Genomic DNA, 19,660 nt, shown 5'->3' on the forward strand with positions numbered 1-19,660 from the left:
GGAAAATTTGAATGAGGATAAAAAAAGTTGTAATCATAGTCATGTTCTTCATTGTTGCATCATATAGTGTATATTGGGCTTTCTTCGACTGGAGTAGATTCAAACAGGAACTAATTGCTGAATCTACTTCACCGGACGGCACGTATACCATTAATGCTTATCTAAATAATGAACACGCAACGGCGCCTTTTACTGTCCTTGGGGAATTGGTTTTTAACAATGAGAAAAAGCGTTCAAAAAAGATCTATTGGGATAAAACAGATCGAGGTCAAATTGAGTGGATGGATAACACCACTGTTGTGATAAATGGGGTAAAGATCCATTTGCCTGATGAAACGTATGATTTTAGAGAGGTACAGTGACTTTTAAATACGAGAGTATTAATTAGAGATTTTATATGTGCGGAAAACCGGAAATGAAGTAGTTAAGGAAGTGAAAGGAGAAGATGCTACTATGGATTTGGCTTTGGACATTATGAGTGCTTTATTTCCACTTATCTTCGTGAGTTGTATTGTCGTATTTGTCATTCTTAGGATGAATCATAAATATAAAAAAGGTACCTTGGGTAAAAAAGAATCTAAAGGGGCTCAACAACTACTAGATAGTTCAATACCACTAGGGATGCTCATTGGTTGTATGGTTGCGATCGTTCTTAGCTTCTTTATTCCGCTTACATTACTCGATTCCATAAGCTATGGTATTGGAATAGGCTTTTTACTTGGATATGTTGCTTATGAGATTTATAGCAAAAAGGAAGAGAGTATTAACAATTAGCAGTTTTCATAAACAGTAGCTTTATGTGAGCAAAGTGAAAAAGCAGAACTTCCATGTGTATGAAAGCTCTGCTCTTATCACTACAACCATCTGAAATCTATTAATACAAAGACGTATACATACTTTTAATCTGAGTATTTCACCTAACAAAGATACTTCTCATCTATACCGTGCTTCTCTGGTGAAAAAACAATAACACTCGAGAGATCACAGCTAATATCGGAAGCTCCAATAAGGGCCCTATCACTAATGTTAAGGCAATTAACGGCTCATCAGGAAAAGCGGTCATGGCAATTGCTAAGGCAAGAGGGGAGTTCCTTGCAAGCGTAGTAAGGCTAAAACTGGCTCTATCAGGCAGTGAGAAACCCATCAGCGATCCGATTTTTTGACCAACAAAAAAGTTGATCACAAAAAACAGAAGAAGCGGAATGGAAATTTGCAAAATCAGTTCCAGGTTGTCCATCAATAGGTGCCCTTGTGATGCAAACATGGCCACAATCGCAAGGCTCAGAAACAGAATAGGGAAAGGCCCAACCTTTATTATAAAGCGCTCTCGCCTCTCTTCGTTTGATATGATTTTTTTTGTAATAATAGCTAACGCAAGGGGAACAAGTAAAACAATCCCTACACTCTCCAACAGGTAGACCGGTTCAATAACCCCTGATGTACCGCCGAAAATGAGTAGATAAACTGGGAGTAACAGGACTTGGAGAATCAAATTCAATGGTAGGATAGCTGTTGAGAGAGCGACGTTCCCTTTGGCGATTCCTGTAAAAATTAAGTACCAATCCGTACACGGGGTGACCATGAGCATAATGAACCCGATGTATAGTGCCGGGTGATTTCCTAAGAACACCATTGCTAAGAGCCAGGCTAGAATCGGTGCCCAAACAAAGTTCATAATGAGCGACGTGTAGGTAAACGAGATGTTTTTAAATGCTTTCTTTAAATCTTTAAAAGGAATTTGTAGAAACGTAAGATAAAGCATAGCCACCAATAAAGGAACAATCAAGGCTACTAAATGGATTCTGAACCAATCAAATTGCCCTAAGCTTATCCCAGTAATGACGGCCAAAAAAATGATAATGGTATAATATTTTTCTAATAAGCTCATCGCATAACTCCCTGATCTTTTATGTATGCTGTTTTCGTACAGATTTTTGCTTTTTAATATTCTCTTCATCCCTTAGAATTGTTGTTGAAGCATACGGGCCCTTCGCTTTCCGTGGCGGTGCTAGCAAGCCTCCTCGGGCAAACCTGTGCTTCTTCCTCTGCTAGCCTATGCTTCGAGGAGTCTGCGTCGAAGCAACTCGAAGCTTACTCTTGATGTAATCGCTCGTCCCTGTGGGGTCTTGCATTGCCCCCACTGCCACTGGAGTCTCGAGCCCTTCTGCTTCAACCTTTCTTGTATAAAAGCAACAATACTTCCGAAAACAGCGTTTATGTAATTGTTTTATTTATTTTATCATTCCCCTTTGTCTGAAGGACTTAATGTAATATTTACTCGTATTACTAGCCTTAGTGGGTGAAGTGGAGTTTCCTAGATCATTAAGATATTTATGGTAGTTTATAAGTAATTTAGGAGAATAAAGCACATGGATCGTGTGAGAATCCATGTGTTTTTTACAATTCTTTGTATTTTTTTGGCGTTAAGTGAAGGTTTACCCTTTTTAATATGTAGGAAATCGGTTACAATTATCAGATAATACTAGATATTTCGATCTATTCATTATTATAATAGAGGTAGCTATGCTGTTGTGAGTCGGGAAAGTTGTGTACGTAGGTGGAGCATTGTTCATCGTTGCACCTAATGAAAAAGCCAACTCTTTTTTACAAATTTCGGAGATAAGGAAGGGTACTATGAGCAACTTACAGAAGAAAACAGATGTGATTTTAATCGGTGCCGGTGTCATGAGTGCCACTTTAGGAGCGTTATTAAAAGAGCTAAAACCTGAGTGGGAAATCAAAGTATTTGAGAAACTGGCCAAAGCAGGAGAAGAAAGCTCAAACGAGTGGAACAATGCAGGAACGGGGCACGCTGCCTTGTGCGAGCTTAATTATACGTCCGAGAGACCTGATGGATCGATCGACATTTCAAAAGCGGTAAAAGTAAATGAACAATTCCAGCTATCAAGACAATTTTGGTCTTACCTTGTAAACTGTGGTTTGATTAGTAGACCGCAAGACTTTATCATGCCTATCCCTCACATGAGTCTCGTGCAAGGGGAGAAAAACGTTGATTATTTACGAAGACGTTTGGAAGCGCTATCAGATAATCCGCTGTTTGAAGGAATGGAGTTTTCCGATAATCCGGATAAGCTAAAAGAGTGGATCCCCCTTGTCATGGAGGGGCGGACCTCTAATGAGCCTATCGCCGCAACCAAAATTGATTCCGGTACGGATGTGAATTTTGGTGCATTAACATGTACGTTGTTTGATCACTTGCAAAATGAAGGGGTAGAGATCAATTACGAACATAGTGTTGAGAACCTGAAGCGCACAGAGGACGGCTCTTGGGAAGTGAAAGTCCTTGATATGAAAAACGGGAACATGGAACACCATACAGCCAAGTTCCTCTTCATTGGGGCAGGCGGAGGCAGCCTTCCGTTACTTCAAAAAACCGGTATTCCTGAATCGAAGCAAATCGGTGGCTTCCCTGTAAGTGGGCTGTTCATGGTTTGTAAAAATCCAGAAGTTATAGCCAAGCACAATGGGAAAGTATATGGAAAAGCCAAATCTGGAGCCCCTCCAATGTCGGTTCCTCACCTTGATACGAGATATATCGGTGGCGAAAAAGCCTTATTATTCGGACCTTTCGCAGGCTTTTCACCAAAATTCCTAAAAGAAGGCTCTAACTTAGATCTCATCAGTACCGTAAAACCGAATAACGTTCTGACTATGCTTGCAGCAGGTGTAAAAGAAATGTCACTTACAAAGTATTTGATTCAGCAAGTGATGTTGTCACATGATAAGCGTATGGACGAGCTAAGGGAGTTTATCCCGAACGCGAAAAATGAAGATTGGGAAATCGTTACTGCAGGTCAGAGAGTGCAGGTAATTAAAGATACAGAAGCAGGCGGAAAAGGGACGCTTCAATTTGGTACGGAAGTCGTAAGTGCTGCGGACGGATCGGTTGCTGCATTGCTTGGAGCTTCCCCGGGAGCATCCACCGCTGTACACGTTATGCTTGAAGTGATGGAGCGCTGCTTCCCTGAGCATATGTCAGAGTGGGAGCCTAAAATTAAGCAAATGATCCCATCCTATGGCGTTTCCTTATCGGAAAACCGTGAGATGTTCCTTGAGCTACAGGCTTCAACAGCAGAGACACTAGGATTATCTCAGATGGAGAAAGAAAGAGCGCTTGTGTTAAATTAATGACCAAAAGGACCTCCGATCTCTTGATCAATTGGAGGTCTTTTCGTTTGTAAGGGCAAGTGCACCAACCATTGTCTAAATAGATATGCTTACATTATTGAGGAGGAGATTCGTATGAAAACAGAACGTCGACCTTTACCCACCCTGTCCATGTACCGCATCACAGCCAGGTTGTTCACCCATGTGGAAGCCTCTGTTAGCAACTCCTTTGAAGAGGAAGGAATTAGGCTTGTTCAAAGAGGAGTGACTAGGTTTGGCTATGACCTTGCACAAAATATAGCTGTGAGAGCCTCAGAAGAAGGAGAAGCACATGTATTAAGCGACTACATACCAAAAGAGGTTGAAAAGAAAAAACTCGATCTTAATGAAGCGACCGTATACAGTCAGATGGCGAAATTGTTTGGACAGGTAGCGAAAGTAGTGGTCGACCATTACGGAGAAGAAGGAAAAGACGTGGTCCGCGAGGGGGTTAGAACCTTCGGTGAATCAAGAGGGAAAGGCATTCGAGAAAGAGCTGCCCACCTTGGGCTAGACAATACGATTGAGAATTATTTATCCAACTATGACATGGCTCGTAGCGAGCTGTTTGAAATGGAAACCATTCATAAACCGGAAGTCATTGAACAAACCTTTACCGTATGTCCATTTGGTCAACAATGGGCAGACGACGATATGGCTGAATACGGTATTTTGTACTGTGAGATGATCGACCCGTCCATTGCTAAAGGGTATAACAATGACTTTGACGTCGATCATGACAGATATGTGTTGAAAGACGGGGTGTGCGAATTTAAGTTTAAGTTGAAAAAGTAAGTGACATACGTAATAGCCAGAGTTAATGTCTTCTTCTACCAGTCCCTAATGAATATAAAATGACAGGATTATAGATTTACAAAGAGCTATGATAAAGCCAGGAGGTGATTGTATGACGTTAGTCGAGTCATTAAAAAGAACGATCGACATCATTGAAGAGTCATTGCCGAAAAGCGTCTCCATTGAAGAAGCTGCCCAGGTCGCTCACATGTCGCCAGCACATTTGCAAAAAGCGTTTACTGTGTTAACTGGGATGACTGTGGGAGAGTACGCGCGCAAACGAAGGCTCACACTTGCAGCTGAGGAGCTCACAAGAGGTGAGACAAAGATCATTGATATTGCATTAACGTACGGGTATGAAACACCTGAATCATTTGCAAAAGCGTTTCGAAAGCAACATGGAATGACGCCGAAAGAAGCAAGGATACCAGGAGCTCGTCTATCGTGTTACAACCGCCTGCTCATTCATGTAACGTTGAAAGGGGAAAAGGCCATGAGGTATCGAATTGAAGAACGAGAAGAGTTTCAAGCAATCGGGATTCACAGACGGATGACGATGGTTAATAACGAACAATCGAGAGAAATCCCGAAGCTGTGGGGAGAAGTAAACGAGAACGGAACATCAGAGAAGCTTTTCAATTTAAACAACGGGAATATTAAAGGCTTGCTCGGTCTATGCATAGATAACGGAGATCAAACGTTGGACTATTGGGTAGCTACAGATTATATAGGTTCAGTACCGGACGGGTTTTATTCCATTACCGTTCCTTCATCAAAGTGGGCTGTATTCGAAGTTGTCGGAGCTATGCCTCATGCTATGCAACAAGCATGGGAACAGATCTTTTCGGAGTGGTTTCCTTCCAGTCATTACGAGCAGGCTGGAACAATAGATTTTGAGTTGTATAAAGAAGGTGACCCGATGAGTGAAGATTATTACTCGGAGGTATGGATACCGGTGAATTAGCGAAAAGAGAATAAGTGGATCAAACTACAAATAACTGGAGCGAAAGGAATATAAGTGGATCAAACTACAAATATCTGGAGCAAAAAGAAAATAAGTGGATCATCCGAAACTCGAAACATCCACACAAAGCATTCAGCTACCGCTTCTCCTATGGCTGGAGTGGCATGATTAACGAAAAATAGGTTCCGGTTGGATACGGAGCCTTTTTGTGGTGGGGAAGTTCGGGCGGTAGGCGGTATTTGTAGCTAAACCGGAAATAAGTAGCGGGTAGCCGTGAATCGTAAGCGGCTTCCCGTAAATGGAGACGCTCAACCCGTTAATTCCCTATGTGAAGACGTTAATCCACCATCAGAACCCGTGAATCCCCTATGAAACTCTCCCTTCCGACTCCCACTTCACTTCAAAAAACAAGGGACAACGAACCTCAAATCTACCCCGAGCATACGGTATAAGGAGAATGCCTATGAAAGGAATGACTCCTATGTATTCGTATCCCTTTTTCTACAGAAATACATCTAATGAGACCATTGAAGCCGTTCAAGAAGGCTTGAACAAAGAAGCGACGGCGGTGGATTTGTTTAGTCGCTTGGTACATGAAGCCCCAAACACCGATCACCAGCAAGAAATCCTACAAGCACTTCAGAACAGATTCATGCATTTTAACCAATTTGCCACCCTTTACTACTCCATGACGGGTGTTCAGCCTGTCTATCAATTGGAGGAGGTCCGTTACCACGATTATCAAGACGGTTTGCAAAAGGTCACCCAGTTGGGGACTCGTTCATCGAAGCAATATCAATCTCATGCTCAAAGCACCCCTTATCCCCTCGTACAACAAGCATTCTTACAAGCTGCAATAGGGGAAGGATCGCTCCGTTCCTTGTATCGTAATGATATTCAAGACTATGGTTCAAACCCTTACGTAGTAGATATTGAGGAAGTAACTACACAAAATGACACCTTTCGTACAGCGTTGTGGACAGGAACGCACTTGCAGCTTACGTTAATGAGCATCGATGTAGGGGATGACATTGGACTTGAGGTACATCCGGACGATGATCAATTCCTTCGCATTGAAGAGGGGCAGGCGTTGGTTCAAATGGGGGACAGTGAAGATAATCTTACGTTCCAACAAGAAGCCTACGCAGACTACGCTATTTTTGTGCCGGCGGGAACGTATCATAACGTGATTAATACGGGTACTGAGCCACTCAAAATTTACTCGATCTATGCCCCTCCTCATCACCCATTTGGCACGGTTCATCAAACGAAGCAAGATGCCATTGATGCAGAAGGATAAAACGAATTTCATTGAAATACAAAAAAGCATGAGCTTCGTTAACGAGGTTCATGCTTTTTGTTTGCAGGAATGTGTGATGGATAGGAGAGTGAGTTTAGCTGTATATAAAGAGTATGTAGTAGTGGGTACGTTTCTAAAAAGGGGAACCATTATTTTTTCTATCAAGCAAGACAGCTGTCAAAACTTGAATATCATCATCGATTAGTCCCTTTAATGTAAAGTCATCACTATTATTAAGTTCTCTTTTCATCTTTTTAAGTTCATATATAAGAATTTGCCGCTCTTCATCAGAAAGCAAATTAACACCCCATTTATTCCCTAAGTCTATTTAAATGTACCTTACCATAATCATACAGAAAAAGAGAGTGAAATGCGAAGATTAAGAAATGATTGTTTGAAAGATAGTAATATAAAGTTAAAAAAATGTTTTAAAAAGAACATACATCGCTTTATAGAGAAGGTTTATCTCCAATTTAGTAAGGGCACAGAATGATATGAAATAGTCATAGGGGGAGTCTACATGTTAAAGACAATCATCGGATACGCATTGGTAGGACTGGGGATTACGCTCCTGTTAGGTATCATTACCGTGCTCGTATTTAGTTGGCGTGTGTTTCTGTTATCTACTGTGATCATAAGTGTACTAGCTTTTATTCCATTGGCATATGCCGTACTTACAAGCAAAGGGGCCCCTAAACCAACGATATACGGAACATCGGCTCCGAAGCGACACACTACCATTGGAGTGGATGAAGGAAAAAAGACCAGCAAAACAGTAAGCAAGTGGGCCATTCGTTCAGCTGCAGTTGGCGCAGCCATGTTTGTCTCTTTTTTTATTCTGACCATACTCACACTAGAAGGGATTCTCTAATTTCACTATTATCATAAAGGGGATAATCTGGTAAACTCTTCAACTGAGGAGGGGGATCATGAACGTCATTAGTTTTCTAATTTCAGGGTGGGTGCTTATAGGGAGCACCGTAGTCGTCGACTTTATCGTTGATTGAACAAACAAAGAAGATTTACGGTCGTCAATAAAAATTACAGTAGAAAACGAAAAAGCGGATAAAGTGGTTGAGGAGCTGCCAAACGTTTTTGAGCAATACTCATCATACGAATGGGAACGTCGTGAAAGTGACGACAAAACAACAATTGCATTAGATAATCGTGTGAGTGACACGAGCATGAGTAACGTGTTTGCTCGTTATGGAGGTCATGATTCGAATTTCTATAGCCGAACCAAATCACTTCCATTTTATTATTCTAAAATAGTTGAAAATAGAGCATACATAGCCGAGGACCTAACAGCTCTTTTACAGAGTGATGGGCTGGATGTGAAAAGTCGGTTTATCCTGCATTCGCCGGATTTAAAAGAATCAAATGCACAGCAAATGATGGAAGACGGGGACGTTCACATTTGGACTTCCAGTACAAACGAATTGGACATCGTATACACGTTATCAGAAAACAAAGTCTACATTCCCCTAACAGGTGCATTCCTTTTACTAACAGCAGGTACGTTTGCATACATAAGTCGAAAAAGAGTGAGGCCGGCTGAGTAAAACAGGTTGGTAGCCGGTCCTAACGGGAGGTTGATTCATGGGTGGTAAGAACCTACGATCAACCTTTTTTATTTTGCAGAAAAAAGAACAGCTTTTTCTTTATAATAAGGGCTTTTGATTACGATTCCTATTATTAAAGCCTTTGCTCATTTATAACAAAAAATAAATATAACGTAAGTATAACGGAATTCAATAAAATAAAATATTTATAATTTATTTATTCAGAAAATACTAACAATAATCCCTTTTTCATATTGACAGCGCTTTCATTTAGTCTTACTTTTGATATAACGTGAAAATTATCCGGCGTTTTATTTTTATGATGAGGAGTGTTCGTGCATGTCATTTTATACTCGTGAAGAAGGAATCGAGAAACATGAAATGGAATCGATTCAATTTGCCCGACTCAAAACGACCGTTGCTAATGTTTATGAAAATGTCCCGTTTTATAAAAGGGAGTTTGAAAAGGCGGGAGTGAAACCTGAAGCCCTCCATAGTCTCACTGACCTTAAGAAGCTTCCTTTTACAAAGAAGACAGATCTTCGTGATCACTATCCATTTGGCCTTGTAGCTGTTCCTATGGATGAGGTTGTTCGTATTCACGGTTCGTCAGGAACAAGTGGAAAACCTACCGTTGTGGCTTATACGAAAAATGATATTGAACATTGGTCTGACATCGTTGCAAGATCGATATATCTTGCAGGGGGACGAAAAGGAGATCTTCTTCATAATGCTTACGGATACGGTCTTTTTACGGGAGGGCTTGGTCTTCATCATGGCTCAGAAAAACTGGGGTGTGCCACCGTTCCCGTGTCCGGTGGTAATACGGAACGTCAGATTACACTTATTGAAGATTTTAAACCGAGAATCATCTGTTCAACACCGTCTTATCTTTTAAACATTGGAGAGACGATGCTTGCTAAAGGTCTCGACCCGAAAAAGACAAGTTTAGCGTTTGCGATCCTTGGTGCTGAGCCGTGGACGGAAGAAATGAGGGCGACGATAGAAACGATGTTTGATCTGAAGGCCATGGACATTTATGGATTAAGTGAAGTGATGGGGCCAGGGATCGCCATGGAGTGTGTAGATTGTCAGGATGGCCTTCATCTTGCAGACGATCACTTTATTTGTGAAATCATTGACCCTGATACGCTTGATCCTGTACCGGATGGGGAGAATGGAGAACTTGTATTTACGAGTCTTACAAAAGAAGCGTTGCCAATCATTCGATATCGAACGGGAGATATTGCGTCTATTACTCGAGAAAGGTGTGCATGCGGCCGAACGTCAACTAGAATGAGCCGGGTAAAAGGCAGAATTGATGACATGTTTATCATTCGTGGGGTGAATGTGTTTCCATCCGAAGTGGAACGAATTCTTTTGCAGATGGACGAGCTCGTTTGCCACTACAATATTCATCTTAAGAGAGCTGGTTCAATGGACCACGCGGAACTCCATGTGGAAGTGTGCGAATCGTTCTTTAACAGACTACCGAATGGGGACTTTTCGGTGGGAGAAGGGCCGGATCTTATTAAAAAAATCAAATATTCATTAAAATCACAAGCGCTTATTTCGATGGACGTCTGTTTAAAAGCGCCTTACTCTATCCCAAGGTCTGAAGGGAAGGCCAAAAGGGTTATTGATTTGAGGGGGGAAAACGCACTTACAGTAGAATAAGCTGCCTTATTTTTTCCGGAAGTTTAAACTAATCGTTTGTAGGGGGAGTAAAAAGGATGAAGAGTAAACGGAACTATGGTGAAATACATCCAGGGATAAAATGGGGGCCATTTACAATGCGGCTCCCGGGTGTACATTTAAAGCTCACGCCAAGCCAGCACATACAAGGAGGCCTTCTTTTATTAGCTACGTGTGGTTCCATTACGCCGTTAATGATGATGTATTTTGAAGTGTCCTTTGAGGTAGCTTGGACCGTTAGTCTCGTGATGCTGTTTTGGGTATTAGCACAAACAGTTCTGTTTGGGGATATTTATGCTGCAGGAGCCATAACCCCGGCTTTACCACTAACTCTCGTTTACATGAACACGTTAGCCCCAGGGATTGATGCAGTTCACGGCATGATTGCTCTTTTTCTTTTAGTCATTGCCTTGTTTTTATTCTTTGGTGTAACAAAGCTTGGAGAGCGATTTAACAATATGGTTCCTGTTGCCTTAAAAGCGGGGATCATTATGGGGGCCGCCATCGCTGCTTTTCAATCTGAAATGAACCGCTTGCCAAGTATGCCATATTCTCTTGTAACCTCATGGATTATTGTATTGGTGCTTTTGTTTTCAATTCCTTTTTCAAAGTTGCCTGACACCAGGTCAAAGCTGATGATGGGTTCAAACGCCCTTCTTCTTTCACTAGTAGTAGCCGGGGCGGTCGGTTTTTTTACAGGAGAAATGACGTTTCAAATGGAATGGGGATTCTTCATACCGCCAATTGCTGAAACGATGAGTACACTTTCCATTTGGGCTGTTGGCATTCCGTCTTGGGATGTGTTTCTCGCTGTTTTCCCGATCGCGCTCGTTGTTTACATTCTCGCTTTTGGCGATTTGGTTATTGCTCATACTCTTTTAAGAGGAGCTGATAAAGCGAGAAAAGATGAAAAAATTGATATCAATCCTACTAGAAGCCACTTTGTACTAGCAGCTCGAAATGCTGGTCAGCTAATGACGGCTGGACCTTTGCTTTGGATCCACGGACCAATCTGGACAGGCGTTCAGGTATTCTTGATTGAACGGTATAAAAAAGGTCGTAAAGTGATGGACTCGATTTATGATGGTCCGATGAACTTTTATATTATGGCGATTCCACTTGGATTGCTCTTACCGGTTATTGCAATCATTATGCCAATCTTCCCGATTGCTCTAAGCATTTCTCTTTTATTAACAGGATTTGCTTGTGCTTATGTAGCCATGTCTTTGGTTAAAACGAACATCTCAAGAGGTGTCGTTCTTGCGATCGGTATGCTTACCGCTACTTACGGACCTGTTTGGGGAATCGGAGTTGGCATTGGTCTCTACATCTTATTAATCGGACGTCACGGTGAGAAAGTAGAAGACTCTCTTGGAATGGAGAAGGAGGCCAAAGACAAAGAGGATGCAGCTTCTTAGTTGGATAAGCTAAAAAAGCTTAAAGAACACAAAAAAGCAGCGACTGACGCTGCCTTTTTGCGTTTTCTTAAAATGGTACTTCCTCGTCAATATCTTCAATGAGAAGTTTTGTTTCAGCTAAAGCTTCCATGGCTGCACCAAATGATTCAAACCAAGCACCGATAATCCCGAGTTTTCGTCCTTGAATTTGTTGTTGTTCATCAGGTGACACTTCAAGGCTGAAACCAAAGGCCGCTAGTGCGGTGCCAATGGTTTGTAACCAAACACCGGTTACCGCTTGTCGCTCTAATGCAAGCCCTTCTTCATCCGTTTCTCCTTCTTCTTGGAGAGCTTGTAATTCCTCCGTTACCCCAATGGCTTCCAGTGCCGATCCAGCAAATTGAATCCAAACGCCGGCCAACACTTTACTTTCTCCGGAGGAAAGGGAAGGGCTAGGCTCTCGTTCAGCATTATTCAATCTTGTTTGAAGTTCTCGAATACTATTCTTATTTAATTCTCCTCCTTCATCTAAAACGGGTTGGTTAAACGTTCGTTTTTTGAAGTGTTTTCTACGGGCCATTTTCTCGACCTCCACTGCCTTGTATCGCTACCTTCAAGATATTCTTATACAGAAAAACGTGTGAAGAAAACAGGCTCTTGGCGGTGCGAAAACTTTGTGATGCCGTTCACGTGGTGACTGACCCTGTGTTCAGCTATTCACGTAGTGTCTGGCGGGGAAATATAAATGAGTCAAAAGATACGTTTTACTTCCTTTTAGATAGGTAATAGACACCTAACACATAAAAGGAGGAATGAATGATGGCAAATCAAGACAGTAATTCCGATAAAGTAAAAGGAAACGTGAACAAAGCAAAGGGTGAAATGAAAGATCAGACTGGAAACCTGACCAATAATAAAGACCTTCAACGAGAAGGGAAAAAGGATAAGGTGAAAGGGAAAGTTCAAGAAGAAGTAGGGAACATGAAGGATTAAGAATGAAAAAAATACTTAAGTACTAAAATAGAGTAGTACGGCATTACTTTTCCGGTAGGGGCTAAATCCCTACCGGTTTTTTTCGGAGCAAATCCGAGGTGTTTTTCGATTCAACCAGGGCACTGACACTGCTAATAATCCCTTTTTACACTTGATTGTGAATCTATCGCCCAGAATTCCGCCTTTTCCGTTTTAATAGCATATTAACCCCCATTACTAAGGCTAGCATTTCTTCATCGCTTAGGTTATCAGAAAGGTTTTTAACTTCATATGATGGGGATGAAAAGAACCCACTTTCTCTTTTAAAGTGGCCGACGATGGCATCGCTTCCATCTGCTTTGATTTCAAACTCCGTACTAAAGGCTTCTCCGACTACCGTGTAAGAGCCCCGTTCTGAAGTAAGGTATTCGAATTTTTTAGAGAAAAAAGTGAAATTCTGCTTAAGCACCCCTAACTCACGATCGGCATAATCGACAATTGTCCATTTGTTTGAGAAGGCAGGGAACCGAGCTTTTACGAGTACTTCACCGTCTATATTTAATATATTCACATTTGAATTGAATGCACTCTGTAGGTCTAGGGAGCCAATTTCTTTTTTATCCTCATTATAAATGGTCGTTTCTCCAGCTGAGAAAAAGTTATCTGAAACATGCATCGTCGTCATATGATCACTCCGTTCAATAGTAGCTTGGTAGTGTGTACGTTATGGAAGAAAAAAGGTTTCAATTCGGGCAATGAACAGTGTCTTAAAACTCTTTTGTATTTCACATACCGTACACTTATACCGCGGTAAAGAATCCACTTAATAAAAAACAATCCGAATTCATCATTCCAAAAGGGTTGTCCAATCCGCTATAATGAAAACACAAATTGTTTTACCGCAGGAGGAACTATGACGAAAAAAACGATTGTATTTACAGGTGGCGGGACGGCCGGTCACGTGACACCGAACATAGCCATTATAAATGAACTTGACGAATCGAAATGGGATATTAAATACATTGGATCAAAAAAAGGGATTGAAAAAGAGCTGATCGAGAACCGCAACATTCCTTATTACGGTATTCGAAGCGGGAAGCTTCGTCGATATATTGATAAAGAGAACATCATAGATATGTTCCGCGTAATAAAAGGTTGTCAGGAAGCTCGCTCAGTACTCAAAAAACTCAAACCCGCCCTCGTTTTTTCAAAAGGCGGATTCGTATCCGTTCCAGTTATCATCGCAGCCCGTTCTTTGGGCATTCCGATCTTTATCCACGAAAGCGATATTACACCGGGGCTTGCTAATAAAATCTCACAGCGTTTTTCAACGAAGATCTTTACTTCTTTTGAAGAGACGAGAGCGTATTTCCCGTCGTCAAAAACGACTGTGATCGGCTCGCCAATTCGTAAGGAGATTCTAAGTGGCGATTCAATTAAAGGTCGCCAAATGCTCGGGTTTACGAAAGAACTTCCTATTTTAACCATTATGGGTGGGAGTCTTGGAGCAAAAAAAATCAATGAGTCTGTTCGTGGATCTCTTGACGAGCTGACCAAAGATTATCAAATTGTTCATCTGTGCGGAAAAGGAAACGTGGACGAAAGCTTGGTTAGGGTAGCAGGATACAAGCAATTTGAATATGTAAACGAAGAATTGGCTGATATCCTTGCCGCGACGGATATGGTGATTACTCGAGGCGGATCAAATTCCATCTTTGAATTCCTCGCTCTCCATATTCCTATGGTTATTATTCCATTAACTAGAAAACAAAGCCGAGGAGACCAAATTTTAAATGCCAAATCCTTTGAAGAGAAAGGCTTTGCCTTAAAACTGGAAGAAGAAGATCTCACCCGTGATTCTCTATCTAACGCTCTTCACACGTTAAAAGCGAAACGAAATGACTACACAGAAATGATGAAATCCTCTAAAGAAAGCCATGCTTTAGACATTTTAGTGGAACAAATAAATGCTTATCATAAGTAGATAATAAAGGCCTAATGAGTTCAAATGGACAAATAGCGGGTCGAAACACAAAAAGACTGAGCGCCCTCGGCCTCAGTCTTTTTGTACTTTTTCCACATATGTGCCCGCAAGAAAATCGTGTATGCTTCGTCGGTCTTTTCGAATTGCCACCATGGCTGCACTGATTATTGTTGTAAGGCCAAATGTGAATACAGCAAGTAAAAAGTAGCCAATCAATTGGCGCATGAGCATCGTCCAGACAGTGAGCTTCTTTCCATCGACTCGAACAATTCGGATGTTAAATAGCCTTTTTCCGACTACATAACCGCTCCAAAAAAGTGGTGTCACGATGAGATAGACCACGTAAGCATAGTCCCAACCGGGCGTTTCAAGAAACGTAAACCAGTCTTGTCCCATCGCCGCTGCAACGATAAATGTGATTGGAAGAAGTACGATAAAGCTGTCAGCGAGTAAAGCGCCGAGACGGGAAAAAAATCCTGCTGCGTTTTCTCTAGGTGTCATCCTTCTTTCCTCCTGATGTAGTAGTAAGAACAGTGTAGTACAAATATTCTCCTTTTGCGAACATACACTTCAAAAGAGGGGGGGGTGTTTATACTAACGTTAACCTGTTACAATGAATAAACGAACAAACGTTTCGCTATTTTAAAATAACTAAGGAGTTTTTCCTATATGCATAAACTCATTCCACAGTCTATGAAACGGATGAGACAAGAGAACGGTGGGCATATTTTTTATAAGTTTGAAGAAAAGGCGGCGTATCTCGAAAATGCTGTCACTTTTATATGTGAAGCAGTTCGATCCGGTGACGATGTAGCGGTCATTGAAAGTGAGAAGATTTTGCCCCAATTAAAAAGAAAAGTAGAAAGTGTGTTAAGTGCAGAACAGCAAGAAAAAGTCTACTACATTAACAACTTTCAATACTATCTTTTAAATGGAAGCTTTCACGTTTCTAGTGTTGAGAAGGGTTTTCATCGGCTTATTGAAAAATACGATGGGGACGTGCCACCCCTTCGCACGTGGGCGCATGTTGAGTGGGGAGAAGATGCTGACTTGCTTGAGGAAGTCGCTTTGTTTGAACAACAAGCAGATACGATGATTAGTGCACAAAAGATGATCTCAGTGTGCGCGTACCAAAATGAACGAATTTGTAATACAATCGAAAAGCGCCTTCAAGAATGTCACCCTTTTTTTATGACAGATACAAATCTTTCACCTAGTAAACTTTATAAAAAGACTAGTTAAAGCTTCTGATTATATAAAAATGTTTGTTGACTCATAAGGGAGAACGTAATCTTGAGAATTAACACTTTATAGGATGAACACTATCAAATCAAAATTGGGTCATTGGAAGAGACTATGTTTTAAGGAGTTTTTTTATATGGATAAAGACATCGTTTTGGAACTTAAAAGGATGCACAAATCAAGTGGCGGGCACATATTTTATCGTTTCGAAGACCTTGAAGCATACCTGTCCAATGCTGTGACGTTTATAAAAACAGGAGTACAAGCAGGCGATGATGTAGCAGTGGTGGAGTCTGAAAAAATGTTGCCATTATTAAAAGACAGGTTAAGAAATGACCTTACTGATGAGGAATACGAGCACATACACTTTGTAAACAATTTTCAATTTTACCTCCTTAACGGCACCTACAATCCACCGCAAGTGGAACAATATTTGGGGAAAATGATCGAGCCCTACGAAAGTGAAGATACGAAATTGCGAACGTGGGCTAATGTCGAATGGGGCGATGACAATGAAATTTTGCACCAAGTTGCCGATCAAGAAGAAAAGGCGGACAAAATCTTAAAAGAATGGAACATGATTTCTTTATGTGCTTATGAATCTAGTCGCCTAACAGATGAAATTGAAGAGAGGCTAAAAAACTGTCATTCGTACTTTATGACAGACGAAACATTTAAGGCTTCAGAGGTCTATGGGCAAGTAAAATAAATGAGTGGAAGATCAGCCTGGCTCAGGTTGGTCTTTTTTTGTGTGTAAAAAACTCGCGAAAAAATATTTTCTCACACATATTGCAAAAGTTTCCAAAATAGCATATACTACATTACAACACTAATGCACTAACCTTGAGAGGAGGTGCTCGTTTGATTATTAATCCAGATGGTACAAAACCGATCTATGTTCAAATATCAGAATGGATTGAAACTGAGATTCTTAATGAAAGCTTTGTTCAAGATGAAAAAGTGTATTCCCAGTATCAACTGGCGGAAATGATGAACATTAACCCGGCAACAGCGGCCAAGGGATTAACAAAGCTTGTCGAAGAAGAGATTCTTTATAAAAAGCGGGGACTGGGGATGTTTGTAGCATCAGATGCGAAAGACATTATTTTGAATAAACGAAAAAGCAATACATTAACAAAGCTCGTCGATGACGTTGTAGCCGAAGCCAACCACCTTGATGTGAGCGAAACGGAACTTATTTCAATGATCCAAACAAGCATGTCTAAATTGAGAGGGGAAAAAGAATGAAAGCAATCACATGTACTCATTTGACAAAATCGTATGGAAATAAAAAAGCAGTCAATGATCTGGCAGTTTCCATTGAAGAGAATAAAATAACCGGGGTGATTGGCAGGAACGGGGCCGGAAAAACAACCTTTCTTCAACTAGTGGCAGGATTTATAAAGCAAAGTGAGGGTAAGATTCACGTCCTTGGTGAACCGCCATTTAACAGTTTAAAAGCGTCTGCCAATACCATTTTCATTAATGACACGATGAACCTCCCCACGTCCCTTACCATCTATGAAATTTTGAAGATGGGAAATGAGTTTTACCCGAACTGGGATATGGAGCTTGCGGAGCGTTTGTTTGATTATTTCTCCCTTGATCGGTCTCAAAGACATGATCGTTTGTCAAAAGGGATGAAGAGTACGTTTAATATGATTGTCGGATTGGCATCACGCTGTCCGCTGACCATTTTCGATGAGCCAACAACCGGAATGGATGCCTCGGTGAGAAGTGATTTCTATAGAGCCTTACTAAAAGACTACCTCGCCCATCCGAGAACGATCTTACTTTCCAGTCATCACTTAAATGAAATTGAAGAGCTAATCGAGGATGTTCTTCTCATCAAGGATGGTACGAATCATTTGCATGTATCTGTAAGTGATTTGAAGGAATATGGCATAGGGGTTCAAGGAGAGTCGACTAACCTTGAAGCTTGGCTCAAGGGAAAGGACGTTTTTCACAAGCGGGAACTCCCGATGAACAAAGCATACGCGGTGGTTAAGAAAGAACAGTTAGACCCGAATTACAAACAAGCAGGACTTGAAGTGGCTGCTGTTTCAGCAACAGATATGAGCATGTATCTCACAGGTACGAGTGAAGGGGGAATTGATGATGTCTTTAAGTGAGATCGGTTTTTGGGCTACGGTCAAAAGACAGTTTTTCTTTAAGGTTTCATCCTATAAAAACGCATTTTCAACACTGGTTGTCCTACAAGTTCTGGCCATTCTTCTTTCAATGGGCGGAACATCATCAATGGGATCGGGAAGTACGAATGTGTTCGTGTCCGTATCCTACTACTCTTCTTCTGCTGTGATTGTGTTTTCAATGATTTGGTGCTTCATTACGGCTATTCTCATTACAACAAGAGCGTATCGAAATGACGATTTTGCCTTTGTGACCAATCGCCTCACCCAAAATATGGCTAATATTCTTTTTTTACTAACGGCAAGTGTGATTGCAGCAATAACTGCAAATTTAAGCGGGTATGCTGTTCGTGTCGCGGCGTATGCTCTTCACGGAGTGGAATTTGTGGCAAGTCCTTCGCTGTTCAACACGCCAGGTGAATGGCTTATGAGCGTTAGTGCTTCGTTTTTATATATCTTTTTACTTGGCTCACTCGGGTATATTCTTGGAACCCTTACGCATCTGAATCGCCTGTTCATGTTTATAATCCCAGCGGTTTTCTTTGGGGGAATGTTCACAGGAGCGGCGAATGATGGGTTCATTACCCAAACGGTTCTTTTCTTTAACGATGAAACATCCTTCGTGTTATTCATGATTAAAGTAATCGTAACCTCGTCTCTATTATTTATACTAGCCAGCTGGATTACAAATAAGACGGAGGTGCGCTTATGATGATGAATATTGCCATACTTCAATTACTCGTATTCATTGTTCTGATCGGTGTCATCATGTTCTTTATTAAGAGACAAAAAAAGATGGGCTTAATGACGATAAAAGGGCGGAGTCATAATTGGATCTTTTCCATTTATCTTTTGGCACTCATTGTTTGCACCGTCATTTACTTCATGATTCCAAGTAGTGACATGACCTATAGTGAGCCAAAAAGTATTGAACAGTCAATGGAAGAAGAACAAGAGCTTCATGATCGATTGTTCTCGGGAGACATTGCAGAGGCGTCTGAAAATCTTAGAAATGAATTCTATTTCGAATTTACTGAAGACGTATTGATTGTGAAACCAACTTATCAGGATAATTACTACTCAGGAAACATTCTTTTTGAAAGAGTTGAAGACTTCGAGGATGAGGTTCAAGTTTACCTTTATTCAGGTAACTCCTACATTGATGGATTTGACTTTACGGATCGAATAGATCCACCCTCTTTCGTCCTTGAAGAAAACGAGCTGCAAGTAATCGAACGAAGTTCTGAGATTAGTTTTGCGAAACTGGCACAAGAGTTCACCCTTACGCAATTCTCTGATCGACATTCTGGTAATCCTTTTCATACTGAATCATCGAGTTATCACGGGGCGTATTTCGTGTACATTCAAGTACCAATGGACGTGGATGTTACATCGGCGTATAGTGATATCGAATTAACGGAAGTGAAGTAGT

The 19,660-nt window shown here is 41.1% G+C and carries 23 protein-coding genes; 18 read left to right on the forward strand and 5 right to left on the reverse strand.

The annotated features are described in order from the left end of the window. Positions 1 to 11 precede the first annotated feature (11 nt). Both G476_RS0103925 and G476_RS0103930 read left to right on the forward strand, forming a co-directional pair. Positions 12 to 362: a DUF5412 family protein gene (locus G476_RS0103925; RefSeq protein WP_035186095.1), complete on the forward strand. Its 351-nt coding sequence runs from the start codon at positions 12 to 14 to the stop codon at positions 360 to 362. Positions 363 to 453: 91 nt separating this feature from the next. Then, positions 454 to 774 (forward strand): hypothetical protein, encoded by a 321-nt coding sequence (locus G476_RS0103930; protein ID WP_026688926.1) that lies wholly within the window; start codon positions 454 to 456, stop codon positions 772 to 774. Positions 775 to 937: 163 nt separating this feature from the next. On the opposite strand, the gene G476_RS0103935 is transcribed toward G476_RS0103930, so the two are convergent. Then, positions 938 to 1,888, reverse strand: coding sequence for an arsenic resistance protein (locus G476_RS0103935; protein ID WP_026688927.1), 951 nt, complete (start codon positions 1,886 to 1,888; stop codon positions 938 to 940). A 746-nt stretch (positions 1,889 to 2,634) separates the two neighbouring features. Here G476_RS0103935 and G476_RS0103940 point away from each other — a divergent pair. From G476_RS0103940 to G476_RS0103955, 4 genes are all read left to right on the forward strand, one after another. Continuing rightward, positions 2,635 to 4,149, forward strand: coding sequence for a malate:quinone oxidoreductase (locus G476_RS0103940; protein ID WP_026688928.1), 1,515 nt, complete (start codon positions 2,635 to 2,637; stop codon positions 4,147 to 4,149). A 114-nt stretch (positions 4,150 to 4,263) separates the two neighbouring features. Then, the gene (locus G476_RS0103945; protein ID WP_026688929.1) at positions 4,264 to 4,962 is read left to right on the forward strand and encodes an L-2-amino-thiazoline-4-carboxylic acid hydrolase; all 699 of its coding nucleotides are present in this window, start codon (positions 4,264 to 4,266) and stop codon (positions 4,960 to 4,962) included. Positions 4,963 to 5,074: 112 nt separating this feature from the next. Further along, the gene (locus G476_RS0103950) at positions 5,075 to 5,926 is read left to right on the forward strand and encodes an AraC family transcriptional regulator (protein WP_026688930.1); all 852 of its coding nucleotides are present in this window, start codon (positions 5,075 to 5,077) and stop codon (positions 5,924 to 5,926) included. Between the two features lie 463 nt (positions 5,927 to 6,389). Then, the gene (locus G476_RS0103955) at positions 6,390 to 7,226 is read left to right on the forward strand and encodes a cupin domain-containing protein (protein WP_245579624.1); all 837 of its coding nucleotides are present in this window, start codon (positions 6,390 to 6,392) and stop codon (positions 7,224 to 7,226) included. Positions 7,227 to 7,359: 133 nt separating this feature from the next. Here the strand turns inward: G476_RS0103955 and G476_RS23470 are convergent, their stop codons facing one another. Then, positions 7,360 to 7,524: a hypothetical protein gene (locus G476_RS23470; RefSeq protein ID WP_156906511.1), complete on the reverse strand. Its 165-nt coding sequence runs from the start codon at positions 7,522 to 7,524 to the stop codon at positions 7,360 to 7,362. Between the two features lie 222 nt (positions 7,525 to 7,746). Here G476_RS23470 and G476_RS0103965 point away from each other — a divergent pair, with 222 nt between their 5' ends. The 4 genes from G476_RS0103965 to G476_RS0103985 all read left to right on the forward strand — a co-directional run bounded on the left by G476_RS0103965 (position 7,747) and on the right by G476_RS0103985 (position 11,901). Beyond that, positions 7,747 to 8,097 (forward strand): hypothetical protein, encoded by a 351-nt coding sequence (locus G476_RS0103965; RefSeq protein ID WP_026688932.1) that lies wholly within the window; start codon positions 7,747 to 7,749, stop codon positions 8,095 to 8,097. A 199-nt stretch (positions 8,098 to 8,296) separates the two neighbouring features. Beyond that, entirely contained in the window at positions 8,297 to 8,788 is a 492-nt protein-coding gene (locus G476_RS0103970; protein ID WP_026688933.1) for a hypothetical protein, read from the forward strand. Between the two features lie 339 nt (positions 8,789 to 9,127). Then, the gene (gene paaK, locus G476_RS0103980; protein WP_026688934.1) at positions 9,128 to 10,465 is read left to right on the forward strand and encodes a phenylacetate--CoA ligase PaaK; all 1,338 of its coding nucleotides are present in this window, start codon (positions 9,128 to 9,130) and stop codon (positions 10,463 to 10,465) included. Between the two features lie 56 nt (positions 10,466 to 10,521). Then, on the forward strand, positions 10,522 to 11,901 hold the full coding sequence (locus G476_RS0103985; RefSeq protein WP_026688935.1) for a hypothetical protein: 1,380 nt from the start codon (positions 10,522 to 10,524) through the stop codon (positions 11,899 to 11,901). A 67-nt stretch (positions 11,902 to 11,968) separates the two neighbouring features. Here the strand turns inward: G476_RS0103985 and G476_RS0103990 are convergent, their stop codons facing one another. After that, the gene (locus tag G476_RS0103990) at positions 11,969 to 12,460 is read right to left on the reverse strand and encodes a hypothetical protein (RefSeq protein WP_026688936.1); all 492 of its coding nucleotides are present in this window, start codon (positions 12,458 to 12,460) and stop codon (positions 11,969 to 11,971) included. A 239-nt stretch (positions 12,461 to 12,699) separates the two neighbouring features. On the opposite strand from G476_RS0103990, the gene G476_RS23160 reads away from it, so the two are divergent. Further along, positions 12,700 to 12,873, forward strand: coding sequence for a CsbD family protein (locus tag G476_RS23160; RefSeq protein ID WP_084405591.1), 174 nt, complete (start codon positions 12,700 to 12,702; stop codon positions 12,871 to 12,873). Positions 12,874 to 13,036: 163 nt separating this feature from the next. Here the strand turns inward: G476_RS23160 and G476_RS0104000 are convergent, their stop codons facing one another. Next, complete coding sequence (locus G476_RS0104000) at positions 13,037 to 13,537, reverse strand: LURP-one-related family protein (protein WP_051314642.1); 501 nt, start codon at positions 13,535 to 13,537, stop codon at positions 13,037 to 13,039. Between the two features lie 228 nt (positions 13,538 to 13,765). On the opposite strand from G476_RS0104000, the gene G476_RS0104005 reads away from it, so the two are divergent. Continuing rightward, entirely contained in the window at positions 13,766 to 14,836 is a 1,071-nt protein-coding gene (locus G476_RS0104005; RefSeq protein WP_026688938.1) for an undecaprenyldiphospho-muramoylpentapeptide beta-N-acetylglucosaminyltransferase, read from the forward strand. A 72-nt stretch (positions 14,837 to 14,908) separates the two neighbouring features. On the opposite strand, the gene G476_RS0104010 is transcribed toward G476_RS0104005, so the two are convergent. Further along, positions 14,909 to 15,337 carry an RDD family protein gene (locus G476_RS0104010; protein ID WP_026688939.1) on the reverse strand — a complete coding sequence of 143 codons (429 nt, stop codon included), beginning with the start codon at positions 15,335 to 15,337 and terminating at the stop codon, positions 14,909 to 14,911. Positions 15,338 to 15,505: 168 nt separating this feature from the next. On the opposite strand from G476_RS0104010, the gene G476_RS0104015 reads away from it, so the two are divergent. The 6 genes from G476_RS0104015 (at position 15,506) to G476_RS0104040 (ending at position 19,659) form a co-directional block, all read left to right on the forward strand. Further along, entirely contained in the window at positions 15,506 to 16,078 is a 573-nt protein-coding gene (locus tag G476_RS0104015) for an MEDS domain-containing protein (protein ID WP_026688940.1), read from the forward strand. Positions 16,079 to 16,214: 136 nt separating this feature from the next. Then, a complete protein-coding gene (locus G476_RS0104020) occupies positions 16,215 to 16,787 on the forward strand; it encodes an MEDS domain-containing protein (protein ID WP_026688941.1) in 573 nt (190 codons plus the stop codon). Positions 16,788 to 16,939: 152 nt separating this feature from the next. Beyond that, a complete protein-coding gene (locus G476_RS0104025) occupies positions 16,940 to 17,326 on the forward strand; it encodes a GntR family transcriptional regulator (protein WP_026688942.1) in 387 nt (128 codons plus the stop codon). Next, positions 17,323 to 18,210, forward strand: a complete 888-nt coding sequence (locus tag G476_RS0104030) for an ABC transporter ATP-binding protein (protein WP_026688943.1) — start codon at positions 17,323 to 17,325, stop codon at positions 18,208 to 18,210. The genes G476_RS0104025 and G476_RS0104030 overlap by 4 nt, the downstream gene beginning before the upstream one ends. Next, positions 18,194 to 18,940 (forward strand): hypothetical protein, encoded by a 747-nt coding sequence (locus tag G476_RS0104035; RefSeq protein ID WP_156906512.1) that lies wholly within the window; start codon positions 18,194 to 18,196, stop codon positions 18,938 to 18,940. The genes G476_RS0104030 and G476_RS0104035 overlap by 17 nt, the downstream gene beginning before the upstream one ends. Next, positions 18,937 to 19,659, forward strand: a complete 723-nt coding sequence (locus tag G476_RS0104040) for a hypothetical protein (RefSeq protein WP_026688945.1) — start codon at positions 18,937 to 18,939, stop codon at positions 19,657 to 19,659. Before G476_RS0104035 ends, G476_RS0104040 begins: the two co-directional genes overlap by 4 nt. The last annotated feature ends 1 nt before the right edge of the window (position 19,660 follow it).

Source organism: Alteribacter aurantiacus DSM 18675, from assembly GCF_000429705.1.
Lineage (GTDB): Bacteria > Bacillota > Bacilli > Bacillales > Salisediminibacteriaceae > Alteribacter > Alteribacter aurantiacus.